Origin of the sequence: Rhizobium ruizarguesonis, from assembly GCF_012349115.1 — a bacterium.
Lineage (GTDB): Bacteria > Pseudomonadota > Alphaproteobacteria > Rhizobiales > Rhizobiaceae > Rhizobium > Rhizobium ruizarguesonis.
Map to the genome: position 1 here is coordinate 34,951 of NZ_PQIG01000075.1, position 23,990 is coordinate 58,940.

22 protein-coding genes and 5 pseudogenes are annotated in these 23,990 nt (G+C 59.5%); 22 read left to right on the forward strand and 5 right to left on the reverse strand.

Going from position 1 to position 23,990, the window contains the following annotated elements:
• The first annotated feature begins 62 nt into the window (after nucleotides 1-62).
• The 11 genes from traI to trbI all read left to right on the forward strand — a co-directional run bounded on the left by traI (nucleotide 63) and on the right by trbI (nucleotide 10,171).
• A complete protein-coding gene (gene traI, locus C3Y91_RS14760; RefSeq protein ID WP_130697413.1) occupies nucleotides 63-689 on the forward strand; it encodes an acyl-homoserine-lactone synthase in 627 nt (208 codons plus the stop codon).
• 13 nt (nucleotides 690-702) lie between these two features.
• Complete coding sequence (gene trbB, locus C3Y91_RS14765) at nucleotides 703-1,668, forward strand: P-type conjugative transfer ATPase TrbB (protein ID WP_130657414.1); 966 nt, start codon at nucleotides 703-705, stop codon at nucleotides 1,666-1,668.
• The gene (locus C3Y91_RS14770) at nucleotides 1,658-2,038 is read left to right on the forward strand and encodes a TrbC/VirB2 family protein (RefSeq protein WP_130772893.1); all 381 of its coding nucleotides are present in this window, start codon (nucleotides 1,658-1,660) and stop codon (nucleotides 2,036-2,038) included. The genes trbB and C3Y91_RS14770 overlap by 11 nt, the downstream gene beginning before the upstream one ends.
• The gene (locus tag C3Y91_RS14775; protein ID WP_130657416.1) at nucleotides 2,028-2,327 is read left to right on the forward strand and encodes a conjugal transfer protein TrbD; all 300 of its coding nucleotides are present in this window, start codon (nucleotides 2,028-2,030) and stop codon (nucleotides 2,325-2,327) included. Before C3Y91_RS14770 ends, C3Y91_RS14775 begins: the two co-directional genes overlap by 11 nt.
• A 9-nt stretch (nucleotides 2,328-2,336) precedes the next feature.
• On the forward strand, nucleotides 2,337-4,784 hold the full coding sequence (locus C3Y91_RS14780) for a conjugal transfer protein TrbE (RefSeq protein WP_168575511.1): 2,448 nt from the start codon (nucleotides 2,337-2,339) through the stop codon (nucleotides 4,782-4,784).
• Nucleotides 4,756-5,556 carry a P-type conjugative transfer protein TrbJ gene (trbJ, locus tag C3Y91_RS14785; protein ID WP_168575512.1) on the forward strand — a complete coding sequence of 267 codons (801 nt, stop codon included), beginning with the start codon at nucleotides 4,756-4,758 and terminating at the stop codon, nucleotides 5,554-5,556. Before C3Y91_RS14780 ends, trbJ begins: the two co-directional genes overlap by 29 nt.
• 220 nt (nucleotides 5,557-5,776) lie before the next feature.
• Nucleotides 5,777-6,925 (forward strand): P-type conjugative transfer protein TrbL, encoded by a 1,149-nt coding sequence (gene trbL / locus C3Y91_RS14790; RefSeq protein WP_168575513.1) that lies wholly within the window; start codon nucleotides 5,777-5,779, stop codon nucleotides 6,923-6,925.
• 19 nt (nucleotides 6,926-6,944) lie between these two features.
• Nucleotides 6,945-7,607 (forward strand): conjugal transfer protein TrbF, encoded by a 663-nt coding sequence (locus C3Y91_RS14795; RefSeq protein ID WP_168575514.1) that lies wholly within the window; start codon nucleotides 6,945-6,947, stop codon nucleotides 7,605-7,607.
• Nucleotides 7,608-7,623: 16 nt separating this feature from the next.
• Nucleotides 7,624-8,445: a P-type conjugative transfer protein TrbG gene (gene trbG, locus C3Y91_RS14800; protein ID WP_168575515.1), complete on the forward strand. Its 822-nt coding sequence runs from the start codon at nucleotides 7,624-7,626 to the stop codon at nucleotides 8,443-8,445.
• Nucleotides 8,446-8,447: 2 nt separating this feature from the next.
• Entirely contained in the window at nucleotides 8,448-8,876 is a 429-nt protein-coding gene (gene trbH, locus C3Y91_RS14805; protein ID WP_018068569.1) for a conjugal transfer protein TrbH, read from the forward strand.
• A gap of 14 nt (nucleotides 8,877-8,890) precedes the next feature.
• Complete coding sequence (trbI, locus tag C3Y91_RS14810; RefSeq protein ID WP_168575516.1) at nucleotides 8,891-10,171, forward strand: IncP-type conjugal transfer protein TrbI; 1,281 nt, start codon at nucleotides 8,891-8,893, stop codon at nucleotides 10,169-10,171.
• Between the two features lie 25 nt (nucleotides 10,172-10,196).
• Here trbI and C3Y91_RS14815 read toward each other — a convergent pair whose 3' ends face one another.
• Nucleotides 10,197-10,907 (reverse strand): autoinducer binding domain-containing protein, encoded by a 711-nt coding sequence (locus tag C3Y91_RS14815; RefSeq protein WP_130657424.1) that lies wholly within the window; start codon nucleotides 10,905-10,907, stop codon nucleotides 10,197-10,199.
• Nucleotides 10,908-11,171: 264 nt separating this feature from the next.
• Here C3Y91_RS14815 and C3Y91_RS14820 point away from each other — a divergent pair.
• The 4 genes and pseudogenes from C3Y91_RS14820 to C3Y91_RS37920 form a co-directional block, all read left to right on the forward strand.
• Nucleotides 11,172-11,374, forward strand: a pseudogene (locus tag C3Y91_RS14820) (IS6 family transposase); the annotation flags it as partial.
• Nucleotides 11,375-11,894: 520 nt separating this feature from the next.
• Nucleotides 11,895-12,377 (forward strand): annotated as a pseudogene (locus tag C3Y91_RS14825) (alpha/beta fold hydrolase); the annotation flags it as partial.
• A 454-nt stretch (nucleotides 12,378-12,831) separates the two neighbouring features.
• Nucleotides 12,832-14,793, forward strand: coding sequence for an elongation factor G (locus C3Y91_RS14830; RefSeq protein ID WP_168575517.1), 1,962 nt, complete (start codon nucleotides 12,832-12,834; stop codon nucleotides 14,791-14,793).
• A 51-nt stretch (nucleotides 14,794-14,844) separates the two neighbouring features.
• Nucleotides 14,845-14,997: pseudogene (locus C3Y91_RS37920) on the forward strand (aminoglycoside phosphotransferase); the annotation flags it as partial.
• A 325-nt stretch (nucleotides 14,998-15,322) separates the two neighbouring features.
• On the opposite strand, the gene C3Y91_RS14840 reads toward C3Y91_RS37920, so the two are convergent.
• Nucleotides 15,323-16,087, reverse strand: coding sequence for a slipin family protein (locus C3Y91_RS14840; RefSeq protein WP_130657427.1), 765 nt, complete (start codon nucleotides 16,085-16,087; stop codon nucleotides 15,323-15,325).
• A 28-nt stretch (nucleotides 16,088-16,115) separates the two neighbouring features.
• Complete coding sequence (locus C3Y91_RS14845) at nucleotides 16,116-17,465, reverse strand: NfeD family protein (protein ID WP_168575518.1); 1,350 nt, start codon at nucleotides 17,463-17,465, stop codon at nucleotides 16,116-16,118.
• Nucleotides 17,466-18,091: 626 nt separating this feature from the next.
• On the opposite strand from C3Y91_RS14845, the gene C3Y91_RS38410 reads away from it, so the two are divergent.
• From C3Y91_RS38410 to C3Y91_RS38870, 3 genes and pseudogenes are all read left to right on the forward strand, one after another.
• Nucleotides 18,092-18,298: a hypothetical protein gene (locus tag C3Y91_RS38410; RefSeq protein ID WP_024323824.1), complete on the forward strand. Its 207-nt coding sequence runs from the start codon at nucleotides 18,092-18,094 to the stop codon at nucleotides 18,296-18,298.
• Nucleotides 18,262-18,531: a hypothetical protein gene (locus C3Y91_RS38415; protein WP_245495564.1), complete on the forward strand. Its 270-nt coding sequence runs from the start codon at nucleotides 18,262-18,264 to the stop codon at nucleotides 18,529-18,531. Before C3Y91_RS38410 ends, C3Y91_RS38415 begins: the two co-directional genes overlap by 37 nt.
• Nucleotides 18,513-18,560: pseudogene (locus tag C3Y91_RS38870) on the forward strand (hypothetical protein); the annotation flags it as partial. The gene C3Y91_RS38415 and the pseudogene C3Y91_RS38870, both read left to right, overlap by 19 nt.
• A 204-nt stretch (nucleotides 18,561-18,764) precedes the next feature.
• Here the strand turns inward: C3Y91_RS38870 and C3Y91_RS14855 are convergent.
• A complete protein-coding gene (locus C3Y91_RS14855; protein WP_018495922.1) occupies nucleotides 18,765-18,950 on the reverse strand; it encodes a hypothetical protein in 186 nt (61 codons plus the stop codon).
• 188 nt (nucleotides 18,951-19,138) lie between these two features.
• Here C3Y91_RS14855 and C3Y91_RS37925 point away from each other — a divergent pair, with 188 nt between their 5' ends.
• From C3Y91_RS37925 to C3Y91_RS14875, 4 genes and pseudogenes are all read left to right on the forward strand, one after another.
• Nucleotides 19,139-20,131 carry a type IV toxin-antitoxin system AbiEi family antitoxin gene (locus C3Y91_RS37925; protein WP_168575519.1) on the forward strand — a complete coding sequence of 331 codons (993 nt, stop codon included), beginning with the start codon at nucleotides 19,139-19,141 and terminating at the stop codon, nucleotides 20,129-20,131.
• 46 nt (nucleotides 20,132-20,177) lie between these two features.
• Complete coding sequence (locus C3Y91_RS14865) at nucleotides 20,178-21,095, forward strand: LysR family transcriptional regulator (protein ID WP_020397332.1); 918 nt, start codon at nucleotides 20,178-20,180, stop codon at nucleotides 21,093-21,095.
• Between the two features lie 317 nt (nucleotides 21,096-21,412).
• Entirely contained in the window at nucleotides 21,413-22,393 is a 981-nt protein-coding gene (locus C3Y91_RS14870) for an MBL fold metallo-hydrolase (protein WP_168575520.1), read from the forward strand.
• Nucleotides 22,394-22,650: 257 nt separating this feature from the next.
• A pseudogene (locus C3Y91_RS14875) lies at nucleotides 22,651-22,761 on the forward strand (IS6 family transposase); the annotation flags it as partial.
• An 84-nt stretch (nucleotides 22,762-22,845) separates the two neighbouring features.
• On the opposite strand, the gene C3Y91_RS14880 reads toward C3Y91_RS14875, so the two are convergent.
• Nucleotides 22,846-23,586, reverse strand: a complete 741-nt coding sequence (locus tag C3Y91_RS14880; RefSeq protein ID WP_168575521.1) for a winged helix-turn-helix domain-containing protein — start codon at nucleotides 23,584-23,586, stop codon at nucleotides 22,846-22,848.
• Between the last annotated feature and the right edge of the window lie 404 nt (nucleotides 23,587-23,990).

The window sequence follows — 23,990 nt, forward strand, 5'->3', positions numbered from 1 at the left end:
AACCAAACCGCCGCTTTCCGCAAACCAGGATCCGCAGATCACTCTAATTGCGGAGCGGGATCATGAAGCTGATAGCACTCAAGACGCCGAAGTCGCGCAAGGACGCCGCACTTCTCGATCAAATGTACCGGCTGCGGTCGCGTGTTTTCGCAGACCGGCTCGCCTGGAACGTTTCCAGGTCCAACGGGCGGGAGAGCGATCAATTCGACGAATTCAAACCGACCTATATCCTTGCCTTGTCGGACGGCGATGTGGTGATCGGCTGCGCACGACTGCTGCCGGCCATCGGTCCTACCATGCTGCAGCAGGTCTTCCCGCAGCTTCTATCGGCAGGACGGCTCGACGCCGATCCGTGCGTGATCGAAAGCTCTCGTTTCTGCGTCGATACCGCGCGTACCCGTGGGGCCGGGGAAGGGGGCCTGAGCGACGTCACGTTTGGCATGTTTGCAGGCATCCTCGAATGGTGCCTCCATCAGGGTTACCGCGAAATCGCAACAGCCACCGATGTTCGCTTCGAGCGAATCTTGCGGCGCGCCGGCTGGCCGATGCAGCGCCTTGGTCAGCCAATCATAATCAACGAGACGCTGAGCGTAGCCGGCATTCTGCCGGTCAGCTGGGAGAACTTCGAACGGGTCCGACCGCACGCCTACCGCTCCGCATTCGGTGCGCGGCGCCAGCATGCGGCATAAGCAGGCAGCCGCGATGTCGATACCGACCCTGGCGCTGCCGCGCCTCATCCGCAAACTCGAGGACGCCCTTGGCGAGGAGCTTTGCCTTGCGCTCAACGACCCGAGCGTCGTCGAAATCATGCTGAACCCCGACGGAAATCTGTTTGTGGAGCGTCTGGGACGCGGGATCGCCCACACAGGCCAGATGGACAAGCGCGCAGCCGAGGTCGCCATCGGCTGCGTTGCCCACGTGTTGAATACCGAGGTGGGCGACCGAAAGCCGATCGTCTCGGGTGAACTGCCCCTTGGCGGCCATCGCTTCGAGGGCCTGCTGCCCCCGATCGTCCCCGCCCCGTGTTTTTCGATCCGCCGGCGTGCGTCGCAGCGCATCCGGCTCGAAGACTATCTGACAAGCAGCGCAATGACGGCCGGCCAGGCCCTCATAATCCGCCAGGCGATAGATAGGAGGTGGAATATGGTCATCTGCGGAGGGACTGGATCCGGCAAGACGACCCTGACCAATGCTGTCGTCGCAGCGATCGCCGAGCAGACTCCGAACGACCGATTGGTCATTCTGGAGGACACGGTCGAGATACAATGCGCCGCCAGCAACGCGGTCGCATTGCGCACAAGCGATCGTGTCGACATGGCGCAGCTCCTGAAGTGCACGATGAGGTTGCGGCCGGACAGGATCATCGTCGGCGAGGTTCGCGACGGCGCAGCGCTCACTCTGCTCAAGGCCTGGAACACAGGCCATCCCGGCGGAGTGGCAACCATCCATTCAAACACCGCCCAATCGGCGCTTCGACGGCTGGAGCAGCTGACCGCAGAGGTCAGCACACAACCGGTACAAGCAGTCATAGGCGAGGCAGTCGACCTGATCATCTCGATCGATCGAACCCCAAAAGGCCGCCGCGTCGGCGACATCGTGCGCGTTCACGGATTTATAGGCGGCGAATATCAGCTCGAGACACATGGAGACCTGCAGCATGCGGCTTGAGCGCTCGATTGACCTCGCCGCCATCGCGCTTGCGTTGGTCTTCATCCTTGCCGCCCCGGCTTGGGCAAGTTCGGGCGGCGGTCTGCCCTGGGAAGATCCTCTTCAACAAATCCAAGAATCGATCACCGGTCCGGTTGCCGGGTTTATCGCGCTTGCTGCTGTCGCTATCGCAGGCGGCATGTTGATCTTCGGCGGAGAACTCAACGACTTCGCCCGCCGGCTCATGTATGTGGTGCTCGTTGCCGGCATTCTGCTCGGCGCAACCCAGATCGTCGGCCTGTTCGGCGCGACCGGCGCCTCTATCGGCATTGCCGATCATAACCTGAAGACCCGAAATGGCGAAGAGGGGAGGGCAGGTAATGGCGGTTGAGGCGACCACCTTGCAGCGCAATCCCATACATCGCGCGCTTTCGCGCCCCAACCTCCTGATGGGTGCCGACCGGGAACTGGTTCTGATCACGGCACTCGCGGCGATCATCCTGATCTTTGTCGTCTTGACGATCTATTCCGCGCTGTTTGGAGCGACGCTGTGGATCGTCATCGTCGCAGCGTTGAGGATGATGGCAAAGGCCGATCCGCTGATGCGACGCGTGTATATCCGTCACATGGCCTACAGACCCAGCTATAGGGCCACGTCCTCTCCCTGGCGACGTTACTGAGGGGCAAAGATGGTATCCCTTCGCGCTTTCCGTCACACGGCGCCGTCCTTCGCCGATCTCGTCCCCTACGCAGGTCTTGTCGATAACGGGATCATCCTGCTCAAGGATGGCTCACTGATGGCCGGCTGGTATTTTGCCGGGCCTGATTCCGAAAGCTCCACCGATTTCGAACGGAACGAGGTGTCGCGCCAGATCAACGCCATATTGTCACGTCTCGGTTCCGGTTGGATGATCCAGGTGGAGGCGGTGCGGCTCGCGACGGTCGACTACGCCTCGGCTGGGAAATCGCATTTCCCCGATCGGGTGACGCAGGCGATCGACGAGGAACGACGAGCCCACTTCGAGCGCGAGCAGGGGCATTTTGAAAGCCGCCATGCCATCATCGCTACCTATCGGCCGACCGAGCAGCGTCGATCGAGGCTCAGCAAGTACATCTATTCCGACGAAGACAGCCGAAAGCAGTCCTATGCCGACACCGTGCTCTTCATCTTCCGCAACGCGATCCGGGAAGTCGAACAGTATCTCGCCAACGTCATTTCCATCAGGCGAATGCTGACGCGGGAGACCGTCGAGCGCGGCGGCGCGCGCGTTGCCCACTATGACGAGCTGCTGCAATTCACCCGCTTTTGCGTGACGGGCGAGAACCACCCTGTCAGGGTCCCCGACATTCCAATGTATCTCGACTGGATCGCGACCGCCGAGCTTCGGCACGGACTTGCTCCCAAGGTGGAGAACCGTTTTCTCGGCGTGGTGGCAATCGACGGCCTTCCGTCCGAAAGCTGGCCGGGCATCTTGAACAGCCTGGATGCGATGCCGCTTGGCTATCGATGGTCGTCGCGCTTCATTTTCCTCGACGCCGAGGAGGCGAGGGTGCGGCTTGAGCGGACCCGCAAGAAGTGGCAGCAGAAAGTTCGACCTTTCTTCGACCAACTCTTCCAGACGCAAAGCCGTTCGGTCGATCAGGACGCACTATCGATGGTCGCCGAGACCGAGGATGCAATCGCACAAGCATCGTCACAGCTCGTTGCATATGGATATTACACGCCGGTCGTCGTGCTGTTCGAGAGCGATTCCGAACGATTGAACGAAAAGACGGAAGCGATCCGGCGTCTCATCCAGGCCGAGGGCTTTGGCGCACGGATCGAGACACTGAATGCGACCGACGCCTATCTCGGCAGCCTGCCTGGAAACTGGTACTGCAACATTCGCGAGCCGCTGATCAACACGCGCAATCTCTCCGATCTCATCCCGCTCAACTCCGTCTGGTCCGGCAATCCGCGGGCACCTTGCCCGTTTTATTCACCCGATTCACCACCGCTGATGCAGGTCGCGACCGGCTCGACGCCCTTTCGGCTCAACCTTCACGTCGACGACGTCGGCCATACCCTGGTGTTCGGTCCGACCGGCTCAGGAAAGTCGACGCTGCTTGCGCTGATCGCAGCACAGTTCCGCCGCTACGAGAACGCCCAGATCTTCGCCTTCGACAAAGGCCGTTCGATGCTGCCGCTGACACTTGCTTGCGGCGGTGATCACTACGAGATCGGCGGCGACGAAGACACAGGGCTTTCCTTTTGTCCGCTCTCCGAACTGTCATCGGAGGGCGATCGTGCCTGGGCATCGGAGTGGATCGAAAGCCTGGTGGGGATGCAGGGGATCACGATCACGCCCGATCACCGCAACGCCATCTCCCGCCAGATCGGTCTGATGGACGGGGCTTCCGGTCGTTCGATCTCGGATTTCGTCAGTGGCGTTCAGATGCGCGAGATCAAGGATGCTCTCCATCACTACACCGTCGACGGCCCGATGGGCCAGTTGCTGGATGCCGAGACCGACGGCCTTGCACTGGGGCTTTTTCAGACGTTTGAAATCGAGCAAGTCATGAACATGGGCGAGCGCAATCTCGTGCCGGTGCTCACCTATCTTTTCCGCCGCATTGAAAAGCGCCTCACCGGCGCACCAAGCCTCATCGTCCTCGACGAGGCCTGGCTGATGCTCGGTCATCCCGTGTTCCGCGACAAAATCCGGGAATGGCTCAAGGTGCTGCGCAAAGCCAATTGCGCGGTGTTGCTTGCAACCCAGTCGATCTCGGATGCTGAACGCTCTGGGATTATCGACGTCCTGAAAGAGAGCTGCCCAACGAAAATCTGCCTGCCGAATGGGGCAGCCCGCGAGACCGGGACCCGCGATTTCTACGAACGGATCGGCTTCAACGAACGGCAGATCGAGATCGTCGCGACCGCCATACCGAAGCGGGAATACTACGTCGCGTCACCCGAAGGGCGCCGCCTGTTCGACATGGCCCTTGGCCCGCTGACGCTGTCTTTCGTCGGTGCATCGAGCAAGGACGATTTGAAACGTATCCGCGCGCTTCATGAAGAACATGGCCCTCAATGGCCGCTTCACTGGCTCCAGAAAAGAGGGATCAAGGATGCTGCATCGCTTCTCAAAGACGCATAGGTTTCTGCTGGTCGCAGCCGTGTCAAGCGCACTCGTTCTGCCAGATCCTGCAAACGCCGGCAGCGCGACGGGCGCGGCGACGGAATGGACACAGCTTGCCAACAATGCCGAGCTGATCAAGTTGCTCGAAAGCTCCGGCGTCCAGGTCGAAAACCAGCTTACCCAGATCAGCCAGCTCGCCGAGCAGATCCAGAACCAGCTGAAAATCTACCACAACATGCTGCAGAACACAGCGCAGCTGCCCAACCACATCTGGGGCGAAGTCGAGAGCGACCTCAAGCGCCTGCAGAGTGTCGTCTCGCAAGGGCAGGGGATCGCGTTTTCCATGGGCAACGCCGACGATATCCTCAAACAGCGCTTCCCGAGCTATGCGGATCTCAAGACCAACCTGCCGGACGGGGCGAGCTTCTCCTCGACTTATCAGACCTGGTCCGACACCAACCGTGACACGATCGCGGGCAGTTTGAACGCCGCAAGCCTGACGGCGGACCAATTCGAGACCGAAGAATCCACCATGGCCTCACTCCGCTCGATGTCCCAAAGCGCGGATGGGCAGATGAAGGCCCTGCAGGTCGGCCACCAGATCGCGGCGCAGCAGGTCGCCCAGATGCAGAAGCTGCGCGGTCTACTTTCCCAGCAAATGACGATGATGGGCACCTGGCTGCAGGCAAACCAGACCGACAAGGACCTGGCGCAGAAGAGAAGAGAGAAGTTTTTCGAACCCGCGGGAAGAGGAATCCCCGAGGGACAAATGATGGAGCCGCGCTGGTGAGCCCCTCTCGCGATCATTGCTCTCCGCGTCGGTACGGTTGGAGTGGCCACCGCAGCGGTCCTCGTCGTGGCGGATACACATTCCCATCCTGCCTCGACGACCGCGACAGCCGCCGAACAACGCCTGAGGATTTCTTTAAGCCGTTGACGAAACGGAATCTGAGGCAAGGCCAGGAGATGCAGACAAGGTGGTAAACTCAGGACGAACCCTCGGATTGATCATGCTTGCGATCGGCCTTGCAATCGTGGCGGTAGGGCCAGCCTTCGCCCAGCAAGGATCGGCGCTCTCGACGTTGGAAAACCAGGTGGTCAATGCTGCGAAGGATTGGGAGTCGACGGTGTCACGGGCAGCTCGGTCGCTCTTTTGGATCCTAGCTGGGATAGAAATTGGAATAGCAGCCGTATGGCTGGCGCTGCAAGCTGCGTCACTGGATAGTTGGTTCGCAGAGCTTGTTCGCCGGATCATGTTCGTCGGTCTCTTTGCCTTTATCCTGGACCGGGGACCAGCGCTCGCCAAAGCGGTGGTGGACAGCCTATACCAGTTGGGCGCGGAAGGTGGCTCCGCTTCTCCGGCCGCAATCTTCGACGCAGGCATAGAGGTTGCGGACAAACTGTCCGAACAGGCTCAGTTCGGCCTCTTTGAGGACAACTCTCTGGCTATTGCCGCCGTCTTCGCCATGGTTGTTGTCGTCATCGCGTTCTCGCTCGTCGCTGCGGTGTTCGTCGCTGTCATCGTCGAAATGTATGTGGGCTTGTTGGCCGGCATGATCATGCTTGGATTAGGTGGGTCGTCCTTCACCAAAGACTTCGCGGTCAAATATCTCGTCTATGCGTTTTCAGTCGGTATGAAGCTGATGGCACTGGTAATGATTGCGCGCATCGGCTCGGAGGTTCTCATCGGCTTGGCCGAGGCGTCTGTCGCGCCGGAGCAGCAACTCATCACCAGCCTGGCTATCGCTGGCCTATCAGTTGTCGTCTTCATCATATCAATCTACGTCCCAAACATTCTGCAAGGTGTCGTCCAAGGCGTCTCCGTCAGCGGCGGCATGGAGGTAATCCGCCATGGCGGGCAGGCGGCATCATTCGCACTGGGCGCATCGATTCTGGCCGGCGGTGGCGCCAGCGCGGGTTTTGCCGCCGCGCGTGCTGCGCGTGCCGAGGGTGCGTCCATGACGGGCGCTGCCTTGCGCGGCATCGGTGCGGGATTGAGCGCCACGGGCGAAGCGGTCGGATCCGCGGCCAAGGAAAAGGCGATCGGCTCGCCTGGTGCCCATGCCGGCTCTCTTCTTGGCCTCGCCAATGCGAAACTCGATCAGGCGCAGGCACGCGGCGGTTTACGCCCGTCGCCGCTCCGCGACGAAAAAAAATAATCACCGCAAGGATCGGTCGATGGCAATGCAACGCGTCCCTGAGAACCCATATCTCGCCGCCAGGCAGGAGTGGAACGAACGATATGGTTCCTATGTCAGGGCGGCAGCGGCGTGGCGCATCGTCGGCATGATCGCACTGGCAATGGCCGTCATCGGCTTCGTCTATTCGCTCTATTTGAGCACGCAGGTCAAACTCGTCCCCTATATTGTCGAAGTCGACAAGCTTGGGACCTCGGTCAGCGCAGGCTTTCCCCAGCAGATCGAATATGCCGACCCACGGGTGGTTCGTGCCACGCTCGGTGGGTTCGTGACAAGCTTCCGGTCGGTGACGCCAGACGCGGTCGTTCAGAAGCAATACATCGATCGGACCTATGCGCTGCTTCGGACATCCGATCCGTCGACCGAGAAAATCAATGCCTGGTTCCGCGGCAATTCGCCGTTCGAGAAAGCCAAGAACGCGACAGTTGCGATCGAAGTCAGCAACATCGTCGCCCTCTCCAATCAGTCCTACCAGATCGACTGGACGGAATTCGAGCGCGATCGGAAGGGAAAGGAAACCGGAACACACCGATACCGCGGGATTGCGACCGTTACGCTGACGGCGCCACAGGACGAGGGCGTGATCAGGCTTAATCCGATCGGTCTTTATCTGAAAGACTTCGAGTGGACCGCGCAGCTGTGAGGGCAGGGATACGTCGATGAGAAGAGCAGCATATCTCGCGGCCCTTGGCTGCGCGTGGATCGTCGTCTTTGCGACAAACGCAGCCGCGGCGCAGAGCATGACCGCAAACGAAGCAAAAGGCGCGAACCTTTCAGGAAAGTGGCGCGCAGGCACGGGGCTCGTCACCAACGGGGCGGATGGAAAGGTTATCTTCCTGTTTGGAGAAACTCAACCGTCGGTGGTGTGCTCGCCGCTGCAGGTCTGCGACATCGAGCTTCAAGGCGGCGAGGTCGTTCGCGATGTGCTTGTCGGTGACACTGTTCGATGGAAGGTCGAACCGGCAACGTCCGGTGCTGCGGCTGGGCAGGCGATCCATCTCATCGTCAGACCGTCGGAACCGGGCCTAGTCACATCAATGGTGGTGACGACCTCGCGCCGGACCTATCATATCCAGCTCAAATCACACACAAGCCAGTACATGGCGCGTGTCGGCTTCGACTATCCGGAGGATGTGTCGAGCAAGCTTGCCGATGTCAACGCCCGCCTCGAAGCGGGAAGGACGCCGGGAGCAGGCGTCCCGTCGGAGCAATTGACCTTCGCCTATACGGTTAGCGGCAAAGCCTCGTGGAAGCCCACGCGCGTCTATTCGGACGGTATGAAGACCTACATCCAGTTTCCCCGCTCGATCGCCGGTCAGGACGCGCCGGTCCTCTTTGTCGTCTCAGGCGGTCAAAATCGGATCGTCAACTACCGAATGAAGAACGACATGATGGTGGTGGACTATAACATCGACCGCGCGGTTCTCATCTCCGGTGTTGGAAAGTACAAACAGAAGATCACCATTCGCAGGGGAGGGTGACCATGCGAAGCCTCTTGCTTTCCGTCATCGGGTGCCTGCTTGCAGGCTGCACGACCGCCGCCGACGGCCCTACCGCCAGTTCAGCCTCGCGCGACCTCTCCGACCCTGCCGCCAGTGCGATCGCAGGCGACATGGTCGGTCGGCTTGCAGAACAGGTCGGCCCGGGGATCAACAAGGTCAAATGGAACGAGGACGCCACGCCCTTCGGGCAAGCCATGGAAGCTGCCCTGAAGGCATGGGGCTATGAGGTCGTGACCGAGCAGGGGATCGACGAGAAGAAGCGCATGGTTGCGCTGACCTATGGCGTCGACGACCTTGAAGGGCAGGCGCTTGTTTCGATATCGGCAGGTTCGGTTGAACTCGCGCGGGCTTATGCCACCAGCGCGACCGGCGCGTCGCCGGCCAGCCCCGTCTCTGTCAGGCGCAATTAGGGGAGGAGAGGGGGGTGGTCCAATCGCTTCAGCTTGGCGGCGCTTCAAACAAGGACAGCAGCAATAAGCGGCTAAACCGGGTCCCGATCATCGTCGCCATCGCCCTGACCGTGCTCTTTCTCGGTGTGATCAGCTACGGTCTTTCGTCCCGCGGGTTTTATTTTCAAGGGCCGGATGGCATTGGTCAGGCCTCGAATGCGCCGGCTTCCACTTATGCCGATCAGCTGAAGCGAGGCGTCAAGGATGCCATCATCGGCGATCCCGAGCAGACACAAATCTATCAGCCGGCACCGGTCAGCAACAGGCAAGGGGAGAAGCCGCAACAGACGGCCGAAACCGAAAAAACCGAAAGGGCGCGCAACAAGCCCGGCCTCGAGCCGGAAGAAGAATGGCTTGCCCGCCTCGGGCGCGAGCAGAAAGAGCAATTCCTGCGGGAACGCCATCGCCAGCAAATGGCAAGTCTTCAAGCCAAAGCTGCAGCACTTGATTCACCACTTGCCGTCGATGTCAGTCTAAACGGACTTAGCGCCGCCGATACGACGCAGGCGAATTCCCAAAGCGCAAAAACGCCTGGCGGGGCCTCCGACCTCTACGCCGCGGCGATGCAGGCAGGACTTTCAGGGCAAAACGGCGATCCCAACATGCAGTCAGCGAAAGACTCATTCTTCAACCAGGACATCAAGGATCTCGGCTATCTGCCAAACAAGGTGGTGCCACAGCTGTCACGCTACGAGCTGAAGCGCGGTTCGGTCATCCCCGCCACTCTGATTACCGGCATAAGTTCCGATCTTCCGGGGCGCATTACCGCCCAGACAAGCCAGAATGTCTATGACAGCGCCACAGGCCAACAGTTGCTCGTCCCGCAAGGTGCCAAGCTCTTCGGCCGCTACGATCACAAGATCTCTTTCGGTCAGTCGCGCGTGCTGGTCGTCTGGACCGACATCATCTTTCCCAACGGCTCGACCCTACAGCTCGGCGGCATGGCGGGGACCGACGCTGAAGGCTATGGCGGCTTTCAGGATCAAGTCGACCGGCATTACCTTCAAACGTTCGGTTCGGCGGTTCTCATCGCTCTTATCGGCACAGGGGTCGATATGGCCATGCCGGAGAGTTCGACGGAGGATACCGCCTCGGACGCTACCCGGCGGAATTTCGCGGACGTTTTCGGACGGTTAGCCGAACGGAGCGTGGGAAAAAACCTCGACGTTCAGCCGACACTTCAAATCAGGCCCGGCTACAAGTTCAACGTGCTGGTCGACCAGGATGTCGTTTTCCCGGGCCCTTATCGCAACTGATCTATATGCGCGCCAGCCAGGCCCGTCAGATCAGCCCGAACCGGCTTGCGACTGCCACGGCCTGTTTCTGGGTGTAGACGCCAAGCTTGGCCTTTACCCGATCGAGGTCCCAGCGGACGGTGTGATAGGTCAGGCCCGTCACATCGGCGATAGAGTGCATCGGCAGGCCTTCGGCCGCCCATCGCAGGCACAGCGCCTCGCGATCGGAAAAGATGAAGTCGGGTCTTTGGGTCGGCGTGCTCGTGCCTTGGAGCCGGGCATGGATCAGTGCCGCCGCGCCAGCTGCGCCGACCGTGTCGATATCGTCCGATCCCGAGATCTCCAGATGCTTGGCTGAGGCCAGCGTCAAGATGGCAAACTGGCCAAACCCCGTCCAGATGGGAATCGAAAGACCTGATCGGATTCCGAATTCAGCCGCGGCATCGTAGAATTCCTTGATGCTGTCGTCCGCGCGCCGGCGTTCAACATCGACTGACCACCTGAACGCCCGCCTCAGTCGCTTGGCTGCCGTCACCACAGGATCGATGGCCATATACGAACGGGAGAAATAGAGCGATTGCCATTCCTTCTGGTAGGTGGAGACGGCAAAGCTCTTTGCTGTATGGAGATTAAGGTAGGCAAACCGCTCAAATCCATGCGCACGAGCAACGTCGCTCAATGCCGTCTTGAGGGAATGTTCGTTGGCGGCGGCGACCGTCGCGTCAATCAATCTGTCGAAAAGCGAACTTCCATGCATGGGATCACGTGCTCCCTGGAAATCTGACTGGCGGCCCGGGCGAGGCATCGGCGATGGCCGTTCAGCAATGAGGATGTTCCTTGGTGATTTTCAAACTCAAACTGGACGCGTTTGCGTGACGACTGCGCTGATCGGTTTAGATGTGTCACAAATGTCCTGCAACCTGTTGGCGCCCCGAGCAACAAAACTTAATAATGTCCTGTCTCGCGCCCCAAGCAGGCCGCGACGAGCTTGCGGCGTCCGCGGACAGCACCGTCCTTTGTGAATTCTCACGTGCCACTTCGAAAACGAGAACGAATGATACAGGGATTTCGATCTGCCGGCGGCTTGCAACGTTTCATCTCAGTCTTTTCAGCAGTCCGAAATCTCTTCGTCCCGCCCGCCAGAAACGCTCAGCCCTCGCCATCCACATTCATCGGATCCGCGCGATGGCGCAGTGGAATGCTGTGGCCGGCGCAACAGTCTGAGGTCAGACCAAAGCCTTGTCCGGGCGATGATGAAACAACGTGACATCCCCCTGCGTCTCCGCGCAGGTCAAACCTGCTTGATGCGGAAGGGTTCCCCTTCGATGCGGCCGCCGCAGTTGATCTTCAGCCAATGTCGCAGTGCTGCGACTTCTCGTCGGCGACGTCTTCTCGAAGAAGTGGAACATTGGGAACTTTTCCGACTATCTTCAGTTAGGCCACAAGGATCGCACAGGCGCCCCACACTGGGGCTGTCCGCTTCCCTTCCATCCTGTGCGGTCCGTCCTTTCCACAAATGCTCCGTTTCGGCGGCTTCTTTTTTGATCCGTGGCGAGCGCCGACGGGAACCTAACCGGTCCCTTTTTTGTTGTACCTGCAGGAAAGCACGGGAAGGTGACGTCGCGCACCCAAATCTAAGGTGATCGAATGGCCTTCGATGGCTTCGAACTGCAAACGGTTCACATCGACGCGGGGGACATTCGGCTTCGCGTGGCGGGAAGCGGTCCCGCTCTTCTTCTCCTGCATAGACGGCCTACCGGTCCTCGAACATCTTGAGCGAGCCGACTGGAAGTTCGCTCGAGACTGGTACCATTGGTTCTTCTTCGCACAGCCGGATAAGCCCGAGCGGGTAATCTCAGCCGATCCCTGCGCATGGTACGATAAGCTTTCGCCAGAGCTCATGGGCCAAGAGGCATACGCTGATATTCACGAGGCCATCCATCGGCCCGAAACAATCCATGGGATGATCGAGGACTACCGCGCCGGCATTCGCATCGACCATATTCATGACAAGGCTGATCGCGACGCGGGTAGGAAGATCGGCTGTCCAACGCTTTGCCTCTGGTCGCTCCGTGATGACCTCGAGCAGATCTACGGCGATCCGGTAGCGATCTGGAAGGACTGGGCAATCGACGTAAGCGGATTTGGCATCGATAGCGGGCATCATGTGGCGGAGGAAAACCCTGTCGCTCTGGCCAAAGCAATCGTCAATTTTCTAACGAAATAGTATCGATGTCCTTGTTGGCGGGCGTGAAGGCTCAGTGGAGGCGGAATGAGTTCAAGCAGTCGGCATATTCCGAACATCCGGCAACCGGTCTGCTGCAGCCCTTGACGAGGATGAGGTTGGGCTCGCCGAAGTCGTCCCTTCGCGGGCGGTTTCTCTTACGTCACGTTTCTGGCGTGTCCGACGTGCAGCCCACGTTTCCCGTTGAAGGATTTCAGCACGCTCCTAGATCTCATCGCAGAGAGCGAGTTCGACATGGATGGACCGCAGGTCGAGCCGATGGCGGCAGTGGTTTCCGAGGCTGTCCGGCGATGGTTCGAGTTCTACGAGAATGGATCAGCCTCAATGGCAAGTCCAGGTCAAGCGTTGTGACACTGAACACCTCTGGCGCCTTGCAGCGGTTCAGGGCATCCTATGATGGCTGAAAATTGTGTTTATGGCAGTTGGAGGAAGGCCGATGCGCTGCTTCACCGTGCTTGGACCCTCGCAGACCGGAAAATCAACAGTCGTGGAAAAGCTCGGCTCGCTGGAGGGGGCGCCGAGAAAATCCAGCTCCCCTTATGGATTGAACCTCACAGAATTCACCTTCGGAAACGAGGCGTGGTGTGCACTGGATGCGCCAGGACCCAACGAAGCGTTGGCGCATGCGCAGCACGCGCTTCTTGCCAGCGACGCCTGCATACTGTGCGTTTCCTCGGCACCCGCGGAGGCTGTGCTCGCCGCGCCCTATCTGCGGATAGTCGAAGCCTCGGGGACGCCTTGCATCCTCTTCGTCAACCGGATGGACGAACCGCGAGGGCGGTTGAGGGACGTGATCGCCGCGCTTCAAGACTACACCAACCACACCCTTTTGCTTCGCCAGATCCCGATCCGCGAGGGGGATAGGGTCATTGGCAGTTGCGATCTGATTTCGGAACGGGCGTGGCGATACCGGGAAGGCCAGACTTCGGCGCTGATCGCAATCCCCGAAAGCACTGCCGAACGCGAGCACGAAGCGCGCACCGAACTCCTGGAACACCTGTCCGAATTTGATGACTGGCTTCTCGAGGAACTGATCGAGGACCGCGAGCCATCCAGTGATGCGCTCTATGCCATTTCATCACGGGTTCTAAGGGAAAACAAAATTATCCCGGTCCTGATCGGTGCTGCAATTCACGGCAACGGCATGACGAGGCTGATGAAGGCGCTGCGCCACGAGGCGCCGCCGGTAGGGGTTCTTCGGCAGCGTCTCGCTCATACGGGAAGTGTCGATGAAGGCAAGCTGGTGGCCGTGAGCTTCCATGGCTATCATCGCCAGAATGTCGGCAAGGCGGTGCTCGTGCGCGCGCTTGGCGAGGGACTGCGGCAGGGCGCATCACTGGGCGGCTCCAGCCTCGGCGCCGTACAAAATCTCGCAAACGGGCGATCCAATTTGGCGGTTCTGCCTGCGCCGGGGGATGTCTTCGCGACGGTCAAGTCCGACCACCTGCCCGTCCCTTCGCTGTTGACCCCCGGCGCGGTGATCGCCCCGCCTGAGTGGACGGAACCACCCACGCCGATGCTTGAAAGGATCCTAGTTCCGGGCAGCGAGCGCGATGAAAACAAGCTTTCCGAAACGCTGGCGAAACTTTCCGAGACGGATCGCGGTCTCAAAGTCTTGCAGGAGGAAGGCACGGGCGCTCAACTCGTCCGCGCCCAGGGGCCGGTGCATCTGCGTGATCTCTGCCGAACGCTGTCCGATGTCTTTCACATCTCCGTGACCGACCGAACGCCCAGCCCAATCTACCGCGAGACGATCACGAAACCATTGGAGGTTCATTACCGCCATCGCAAACAAACCGGCGGTGCCGGGCAATTCGCGGATGTGAAGTTAAGCATTCACCCCAACGAGCGCGGCCAGGGCTTCACCTTTGGCGAAACCATCAAGGGCGGCGCCGTTCCGCGCAATTACATCCCCGCCGTCGAAGCGGGCGCGCGCGAAGCGATGGAGAAAGGACCGCTAGGCTTCGAAGTCATCGATGTCGGCGTAACGCTGTTAGATGGTCAGCACCATACCGTCGACAGTTCGGAACACGCCTTCCGGACTGCGTCGAAAATGGGGGTGCGACAGGCGCTTTCCGAAGGATCGACGGTCTTGATGCAGCCGGTCTTCCGCAGCGAGTTCCACATCCCGTCGGTCTATTCAGGCAGCCTTGTCCAGATCGTCGCCGCTCTCAACGGTCAGGTTCTCGGCTTCGACCGTGATGAAACCACCAAGGGATGGGACATCTTCCGGGCGCTCGTTCCGGGTGGCGCACTTAACGATCTGGCGCGGGCTCTGCGTTCGGCGACGCAGGGCATTGGTTATTTTTCCAAGAGCTTCGATCACTTCGAGGAACTATACGGCAAGGAAGCGGACGCCATCGTGAGGGCAAACGAAAAACCAGGCACCGCACACTGAAACGTTCGCACCACTTCATGCTCGTTCACAGAGCCGCGCTCATGTCGACGTCCCGACCTTGACCTCATCCTGCCCTACAATCCCGCCGGTCTGGAAGGCGGCGCATATGACATCGCCGCGCAAGCATCGGCCGCATGGGAAGCCGCTGTCTGCTGGGAGGACGAATACGCGATCAAGCGGATTGCCGAAGTTCGAGCGGTCTAGGCAACGGCACCAACGAGGCGGCCGCGCGAAACGTCGGAAATTGCCTGCCAGCTATTGCCGATGGCTAGCCGACGCCAAGGGTTCGCTTTCTTCCGGTCCCGCAGTCTGTCCGAAAACTCTAAATGGAGTCATTCGCCAGCAGATGCCGTGCCAGAAAATCTCTGGCTTCGATGAAGCTCCACGTTTTCGGCACATTCGCCAGTGGGCCGCCCTCATCAAGGACGTCGCTCAGTGTGCCGATGAAGATCTCAAACGCACTTCTTAGCTGACACCTTGACCGCAGGACCATTGGTCCATCGGCAAAAACAACGCATTCAAGGCGTCGTCATCGGTCCGGTTTGGGCGGCATCAATTTGCCGAACTCCATCGGAAATGGAAATATGATCGTCGAGGTCTTTTCGCCGGCGATGACGTTCAATGTACTCAAATAACGAAGTTGCATGGCCTCGGGTTGCCTGGCGAGGATTTCGGCTGCTTCAAGCAGTTTGGCTGCAGCCTGCTGCTCGCCTTCGGCATTGATGATCTTGGCGCGCCGCTCGCGCTCGGCTTCCGCCTGACGGGCAATTGCGCGGATCATCGATTCGTTGATGTCGACATGTTTGATCTCCACATTGGCGACCTTGATGCCCCAGGCATCGGTCTGGGCGTCGAGGATTTCCTGAATGTCGATGTTGAGCCTGTCGCGTTCCGCCAGCATCTCGTCGAGGTCATGCTTGCCGAGCACCGAGCGCAGTGTCGTCTGGGCGAGCTGGCTCGTCGCCATCATGAAGTCCTCGACCTGGATCGTCGACCTCTCGGGATCGACGACCCTGAAATAGATCACCGCGCTGACGCGGACCGAAACATTGTCATGCGAAATGACATCCTGGCCGGGCACGTCGAGCACCCGCGTACGCAGGTCGACCCGCATCATCTGCTGGACATAGGGGATGAGCAGGATCAAGCCGGGGCCCTTGACACCGGTGAAACGGCCAAGCGTGAAAACCACGCCGCGTTCGTATTCCCGCAGGATCTTGATCGCAGATGCGACGACGACGAGCAGAATAAAAATGATCACAAGATAGAAGGCGACATCTGCAAACATGCCCATGACTTTTCCTCCTGCATTCTGAAGGCCGTTAGGCCTCCTGCGAACTGCGGACCACTTCGAGCGTCAACCCATCCCGGCCGGTCACTTTCACGCCGTCGCCGGCGGCAAGCGGCTCAGTTGAAACGGCCTTCCAGCGCTCGCCGTGGGCGATGACGTAGCCCGAGATGCCCGTCCAGCTGTCGACCTTTCCTGAAATTCCGATCATCTGCTCGCCGCCGGTGACGACATCGCGCCAGCGCGAGATGAAGGCGAGACGGGCAATGACAAGGCTAAGAGCGAGGCAGGCGACGGCGATTGCGCCAAGCACCGACCAGGAAACCTTAAGCCCGGGTATGTCCGTGTCGAACAAGATGGTAGCGCCGAGCACCAGTGCGATGCCGCCGCCGACGCCGAGTGCGCCGAAGGACGGCGAATGCGCCTCGGCCACCGTCAGACCCACGCCGAGAATAATCAGCCCGAGGCCCGCAAAACTCACCGGCAGCAAGGCCAAAGCATAGAGACCAAGCAGCAGGCAGATGCCGCCGATCGTTCCCGGCACCAGCGTCCCGGGCGTCAGAAATTCAAAGATCAGGCCGTAGATACCGACCATCATCAAGATCAGCGCGATGTTCGGATCGGTGATCACCGAAAGCAGGCGGGTTCGCCAGTCAGGTTCAAGTTCCTGGACGATGAGACCCGATGTTTCGAGCCGGACATCCGTTTGACCGACCCGCACGACCCGGCCCTGCGCCTGTGCCAGGAGATCGTTTATATCGGCCGCCGCGAAATCTATGACCTTCTCACGCAGAGCTGCGGCGGAGGAAAGGCTCGCGGCCTCGCGCACGGCGCGCTCCGCCCAGTCGGCGTTACGATTGCGCAGTTCCGCAAGCCCGCGGATATAAGCCACCGCATCGTTGATCGCCTTCGCCTCGCCGGCATCACGCGGCACTTGCCGCTGCTTGCCGGTCGTATCAGGGCCGTCGTTCCGGTCACCATCGGATGGTCGGCCGCCAAGTGCGATCGGCGTCGCCGCACCCAGATTGGTGCCCGGTGCCATTGCCGCGATATGGCTTGCGTAAAGAATATAGGTGCCGGCGCTGGCGGCTCGTGCTCCGCTGGGTGCAACGAAACTCGCGACCGGTATCGAGGAGGCAAGGATCGCACGAATGATGTCGCGCATCGACGTGTCGAGACCGCCGGGCGTGTCGATCTGCAGGACAACTAGGCTGGCGCCACGTTCATTGGCCCGTTGAAGGCCGCGTCTTACATAGTCGGCCGTCGCCGGGCCAATCGCCCCGTTCATCTTCAGGACTATAGCGACACGCTCAGCTTCGGATGCGGGCGTCGCCAGGCCCAAAACCGAGAACAACGTCAGCAGCAAAGCAAGGATTGACGGCATCCACCGCCAAAGCTCCAAACGCCACACAATCGTCCGCCGGACTCTCATATTCTGAAATATATGGCAGAACTGCGAAACGGTAAGAGACAAGTCTTTTCTCTGCGCCGCGGCGAGCGCGGCTGGAACATTCGTGATATGAGCCTCCTGAGATTTTGACTACGATGCATCCCTCTTTTCGGGGATTTTCGTATTCGGCTCAGCGCCATGGGCATTCGTATTGCCCGGCATAGATAGCCCTGTGGTGATTTGCCTTTCGTAGAAGTGCGGCGGGTCGCTTATGCGACGGCCGCAGTTTGGAAAACAAATGCACCACTTTCTTGACGTTTGATTTTACGACGGGGTTTCCTCACGATTCCTCCGAGACATTCGTGAAGCATTCCCGTTAGGCGAAGTTAGGAAAACGCTCGTTTTTCGAACATCGAGTCACCTTTTGCGGAGGCATGGCATCATTGTGAATTTCAAGTGGTAACGCCTTGACTTTCAATCGGTCATCACCGTGGCTTCAAATGGTCATTAAAGGAATGAAACTGTGGCGTTGTATCCAAGACTCGTTGAGCAACGCGTTGCCGACGCCAGACACACGAGTCGTACTGATCGTCGGTCCCCGACAATCAGGAAAAACGACGTTGGCCAAGAAGATGGCCAACAAGGGGATGGCGTATTACACGCTGGACAATGCGACGACCCTGGACGCAGCGCGACAGGATCCAGTTGGCTTTGTAAGAGGCATGAATCGCGCCATCATCGATGAAATTCAGCGCGCTCCCGAGCTGTTGTTGGCGCCATCAAGGAAAGCGTGGATACCGACCAGCGCCCAGGGCGTTTCCTCCTGACCGGTTCAGCCAATCTAATGACGTTGCCACGCGCGGCAGACTCGCTCGCAGGGTGCATGGAGGTCGTACGATTGCTACCGTTTGCGCAAAGCGAGATCAGGACAGCCCGCAGCAGCTTCCTGCGCGGCGGCTTTCAAAACGAAGCCAAGGCCGGAGAACCAATCGTCGGAGACGACCTGATGGCGGCGGTCTGGCCGGTGGATATCCCCAGGCATTGGGCCGCAAAACCCTGAGCCGCAGACAGGACTGGTATGCGGATTATATCCAGGCGATCGTTCAACGCGACGTTGGCGATGTCGCGCAAATCGAGCAGATTGCTCAAGAGTCTCGGGAGACGGCGATATTTCCCCGCTCTCGTAGCGCAACACCGTGTGTGGGTTACGCCCAAGACCTCTGCGAATCCCTTCTTCGTCAGCCCCCTCCGCATTCGAGCGAGGCTGAGACAACCAGGTGTGAGCATGACTGCTTACTTCCTGCGCACAGTGATATCGAAATCCTGTCCGTCATCGTCGGCAGGGTTCTCGACCGCAATCCGTTCCCACTCACCGGGGCGAATGATCCAAATGCGCTCGCTGTAGCCGCCATAGAAGCCACCGCGCAATTCGATCGGGCGTGATAGCTCTGCCCCGACGTCTTTCCCGTCGTCGAACACACAATTGCCAGAGATCGTAAATGTCGCGCCTGATCTCCCTGGGATGGTCTTGAGGGAATAGATCAGGTTGATTGTTCAGGTCCGTAATTTTCTCCGCCATCGGACCCATCTCGGTGCGATTGAGGGGAGCGCAAGGGATCGCACACACCCTTGTCGGCGTTCATCACCGTGACCTTAAGACGGAATTCGTGGTTGACGATAAGCTCGACGCCGCTTTCATCCAGGGCATTCCAGCCGTCGCGACAGAACATCTGGCGCATACGAGAGATCCCGGCATCCCAGGCGAAATAGCCTGCGGAAGCCTTGGGGTTGTGGGCTTTTGTGGAGGAAAAAGTTACGCGATCAAGCTCCAACCGCGTGGCGACGATCTGTCGCCAATCATATGCAAAACCCCTATATTTCTGTTTGTTTTTGCGTATGATTGGCGGATGCCTTCGCTGGATGATTGCATCGAAAACAAACAGATGAGCGGGTACTCGACGTTTACCCGGGAAGATGCATTGGCGGAGCTCTCGCTGAAGCCTGAAGCCTTTACCGCGGCTTTGACGCGGCAAATCTCCAGGAAAAGATTAGCCAATCCGCGACACGGATTCTATATCATCCCCCCGCCTGAAGATAGAACAACCGGCGCTCCAGATCCTGCGCGCTGGATCGATCCCCTGATGAAATACCTCGGCACTGACTACCGCATTTCGCTTCTGCGCGCGGCGGCCATGCACAGTTCTTCGCACCAGGCAGCAATGGTGTTTCAAGTTGTCGTGCCGCAGCAGTTCCGATCGATCATCATTGGGCGTCACCGGATCCAGTTCGTCCATTTGGCGCCGAGCATCTCCAGCGCTACCAATCAAAAAGATTGGCTGACGGATACTGGATACGCTCAGGCTGCCGTCGTGGAGTTAACGCTTCTGGACTGCATTCGCTACTTTAAGCGGGCTACGGGCATCAATGGTGTGGCCCAGATCACAAAGGATATCGGCAACCGCGCGAATCCAAGAAAATTGGCGTCTGTCGCGCAGCACTTCGAAAACACGTCGGTCCGACAACTCGGCTACCTGCTCGATTTGTCAAACCACAAAAGACAGGCAGCCGATGCGTTGCAATCATTTGCACTGCAAAGCGACAAATACACGCCGCTCGACCCATCGGTAAGGCCGCTATTCGAGGGCCTTTCATTCTCTTAAGCGAGAGACTTTGGACATTGGTCGGATCAAAATCAGGACGTTGGACTTGGCGCATCGTGTGGGCGATCTGGAAATCAATCTTTTGCTCGCACTCGACGCGCTGCTGCGCGACGAAAACGTCACGCATGCGGCCGCAAGGCTGAATATCACCCAATCTGCCTTGTCCGGTCGGCTGAATAAGCTTCGGCAGATCCTCAATGACCCGCTTTTTCTTCCGGCGTCGACTGGACGGGGCGTAACGGCGACGCCGCATGCCCTGGCAATGAAGCCGGAATTGGAGCAACTTCTCGAGCGCTTGAAGCAGTTCGCGCAGAGGGCCCATCTCTTCGATCCCGCATCGAGCGATCGCACATTCAGGATCGCAGCGTCGGACAATCCTGCGGCAATCCTCGCTCCCGACCTGCTTCCTCTTATTCATGATCGGGCGCCCGGCATCCGGATCGCGTTCATCATTCCCGACAGGAGCAGGATCGGCGAACTGTTGGAGCATGGCGACCTCGATCTCTACATCGGCGCGCCGGACGATGCGCCCCAGGATCTGATTGGCCGCAGCCTGTTCGACGACGAACTCGTAACCGCCCAGCGGATCGGTCATCCCCGCGGAACCGGACCGTTGTCGCTCGACGAATTCTGTTCGCTCGACCATCTGTTGATTTCGTCAAACGGGGGCATGTTTTCGGGGATTATTGACGGAGCCCTGGCTGAGCACGGTCGAAGCCGCAGAGTGACGGTGTCCGTTCAAAGTTATGCGCTCGCTCCTCTCCTCGTGGCGACGACCGACTGCCTGTGCACGCTGCCGAGGCGGTTGCTCCAACGCTTCACCCACAGCCTTGACCTTTTCGAACCACCGCTCGCCCTTGGCAGGTTCGCATTGAAATATTTCTGGCATCCGAAGATGGCGGCGGACCCCGCGCATGGCTGGCTGCGGTCCATGGTGGCTAAAGCGGCGCTTGACAAGACCTGAGGCGGAATTCAGCCATCAGGCAAAGCAATAGGTCGCATGATCCATTGCGATTGGTCCTCGACGTCGGAGAATGGCACTTTTGGGACGGCCGCAAGAGTGGCCGCCGAGAGCTGGATCTCGCTTTAGACGTCGAGCCGATCGACATCTGCGAGCGTCGTTCAGTTCAAGCATCAGATGAGCGGTCGCAAGCCAGCTTGATTTCTCGCCACTGACGCTTCCGGACCGCAATCCAGGCCACTCGCTCACTCTTTGTCGCTCCTCGCCAACCATCTGTCCGGCGAGGGGTTTCAACGTCCAAAAAAGCAGGAATGAAAGACATGACAACTGCAAGAACCTTACTTTTCTCGACCACCGTGGCCCTTCTGACCGCGGTTTCTGCACCCGCCTTCGCAGCCGACAACGCACCGGCGACAGCGAGATACCAGCAGGTCACCGACAGCTACTCCTTTCCTCTCGGTGATTTGCGGATCACAGCCCTTTCGGATGGCACCGTCCCGCAGGATCTCTATAAGCTCCTGATCGGAACATCCCACGCCCATACCGACGATCTCCTCGACAGGGAATTCCTGGCAAACCCCGTCGAGGCATCGATCAACACCTTTCTGGTCCAGGACGGGACGCGCACCATCCTTGTCGACACCGGCTCCGGCGACCTCTTCGGACCGGGGAATGGCGGCAAGCTCCTCGACAGCCTTTCCGGCGTCGGCGTGAAGGCCGGTGACGTGACGGACATTCTCATCACGCATATTCACACCGACCATACGGGCGGCCTGGTGCGCAACGGTCGACCCGCATTCCCCAACGCCACGGTCCATGTGGGCGCTCCGGACCTGAAATTCTTCCTCGATCCCTCCAATGCCCGGAAGACAGGCTATGCGGATCAGTATTTCGACGAGGCGGCGAAGACGATTGGTGTCTATGAAAAGCTGGGGAAGGCGAAGACATTCGGCGACGGAGACACGATCTTGCCCGGCATCGCGACCTCCTTACATCCAGGCCACACGCCAGGCAGCGCCTTCTTCACCGTCACGAGCAAGGGCCGATCGATGACTTTCATCGGTGATGTGATCCATGTCGCAGCGGTCCAGTTTCCCGATCCGGATGTGACAATCGTCTACGACGTCAAGCCACGGGACGCCGCGTCCGTGCGCAAGGAAACCTTCTCAGATTTTGCCGCGCGTCGCGAACTCGTCGCCGCGCCGCATCTTCCCTTCCCTGGCATCGGCTACATTCGTGCTGAGGGCCCGGGCTCGTTCTCCTGGCATCCGGTCCAATATCGCAACCGCGCCGGCCAATAGAGCCTGACGAAACGTGCCGCCCCGGAGTGGATTCAAAGGCTTGAGCCTTGCCAGGACAGTGAACGAACCGGGGCGGTGCGCCTTTCCGAACCTCCAGGTAATCCTCGGGCATTGGGGCGAGCTGTGCTCGCCTATCTGGAGCGGCTTGTCATGCTCGATCGGGTGTCCAAGCTTCAGCGGCTGGACGACGCGGCACGCCAGGTCCATGTGGATGGCTATCGAGCCCTCTTGTCGGCCCTTCTCGAAGACTGTTTCGAGTCCGAAATCTCTTCGTCCCGCCGCACCAGAAACGCTCAGCCCTCGCCATCCACATTCATCGGATCCGCGCGATGGCGCAGTGGAATCCTGTGGCCGGTGCAACAGTCTGAGGTCAGACAAAAGCCTTGTCCGGGCGTTGATGAAACAACGTGACATCGCCCCCGAACCGAAGAGCACTTACCCCGGCAAATTCGCTATCCATCGGTTTCAACAACCGCGGCAAAGAAATAGCCACCCATCCGCACGGTCTTGATGAGGGTGGGGTTGTGGGGATTGTCCTCGATCTTGTGGCGCAAGCGACTGATGTGGACGTCGATGCTCCGTTCAATCGGGCCGGCCAGGCCTGCGTGAGTGGAAGCAAGCAATTCTTCCCGGCTGAGTATCCTGCCGGGGTTTTGACAAAAGACGACGAGCAGGTCGAACTCGGCCGCCGTCACGTCAACCACTGTCCCATCCGGTCGTCGCAATGTGCGTTGCCATGAGTCGAGGCGCCACCGATTGAATCGGAAGGCCTTTGGCAGGCTATGCACCGCGCGATCATGCGATGCCCGGCGCAACACGCTGCGGATCCTGGCGATCATTTCCCTGGTCCCGAAGGGACTGGAAATGCAATCATCGGACTCGCTTTCGAAAGCGGCAAGGATGATGTCCTCACGCCCTTGCGCAACGACTGCGATGATCGGGATCGTGCTGACGGCGCGGATTTGCCGGCACAGACGAAGCGCATCTTCGGCCCGGACGACGGCATCGAGAATCATCAAATCAAAGACGTGCCTGTTGATCAGGGCACGCGCCCGCGCAAAGGTGACAGTCGTCGCTATCATGCCCTCGTGGATAACCGCTTCCGATAGCATCTGCCCGGCGTCCCCGCCGCCAGCCGCGATGATGATCTCCGTTTTCTTCTCTCGATGCGGTTTTCCGGTGCCCGATCCCACTCCCGCCGTCCACAGGTTTCATGGCGCGCTATCAGCCGAACGTGCATTGACGTCGCCGACGCTGAAGAAATCGCAGGTTGGGTCGGCGATGCCAACCTGCAATTCTGCGGGTATTGACAGCCGCGCCTCACAAGTCGAGGAATTGGAAACAGGCGCGCTTCAGACGTCAATGACGCGATCTGACCTCGTCAATCGGCAGTCGAGCCCCGCCGTGACAGTTCCCGCTCGGGAAGTGCACGCAGCGGACAATTTCCCGAAAGACGCCGCCGGCAGGCAACGCAGTCAAGACAGGCAGAGCCGCTGACGCCCGCTTGCGGCAAGGGCGGGCCATTCGACGGTGAAGGCGAAGCATCATCCAGGCTCTTAGTGCTGACCGATCGCGCCACGCTCATGTTCTTCTCCGA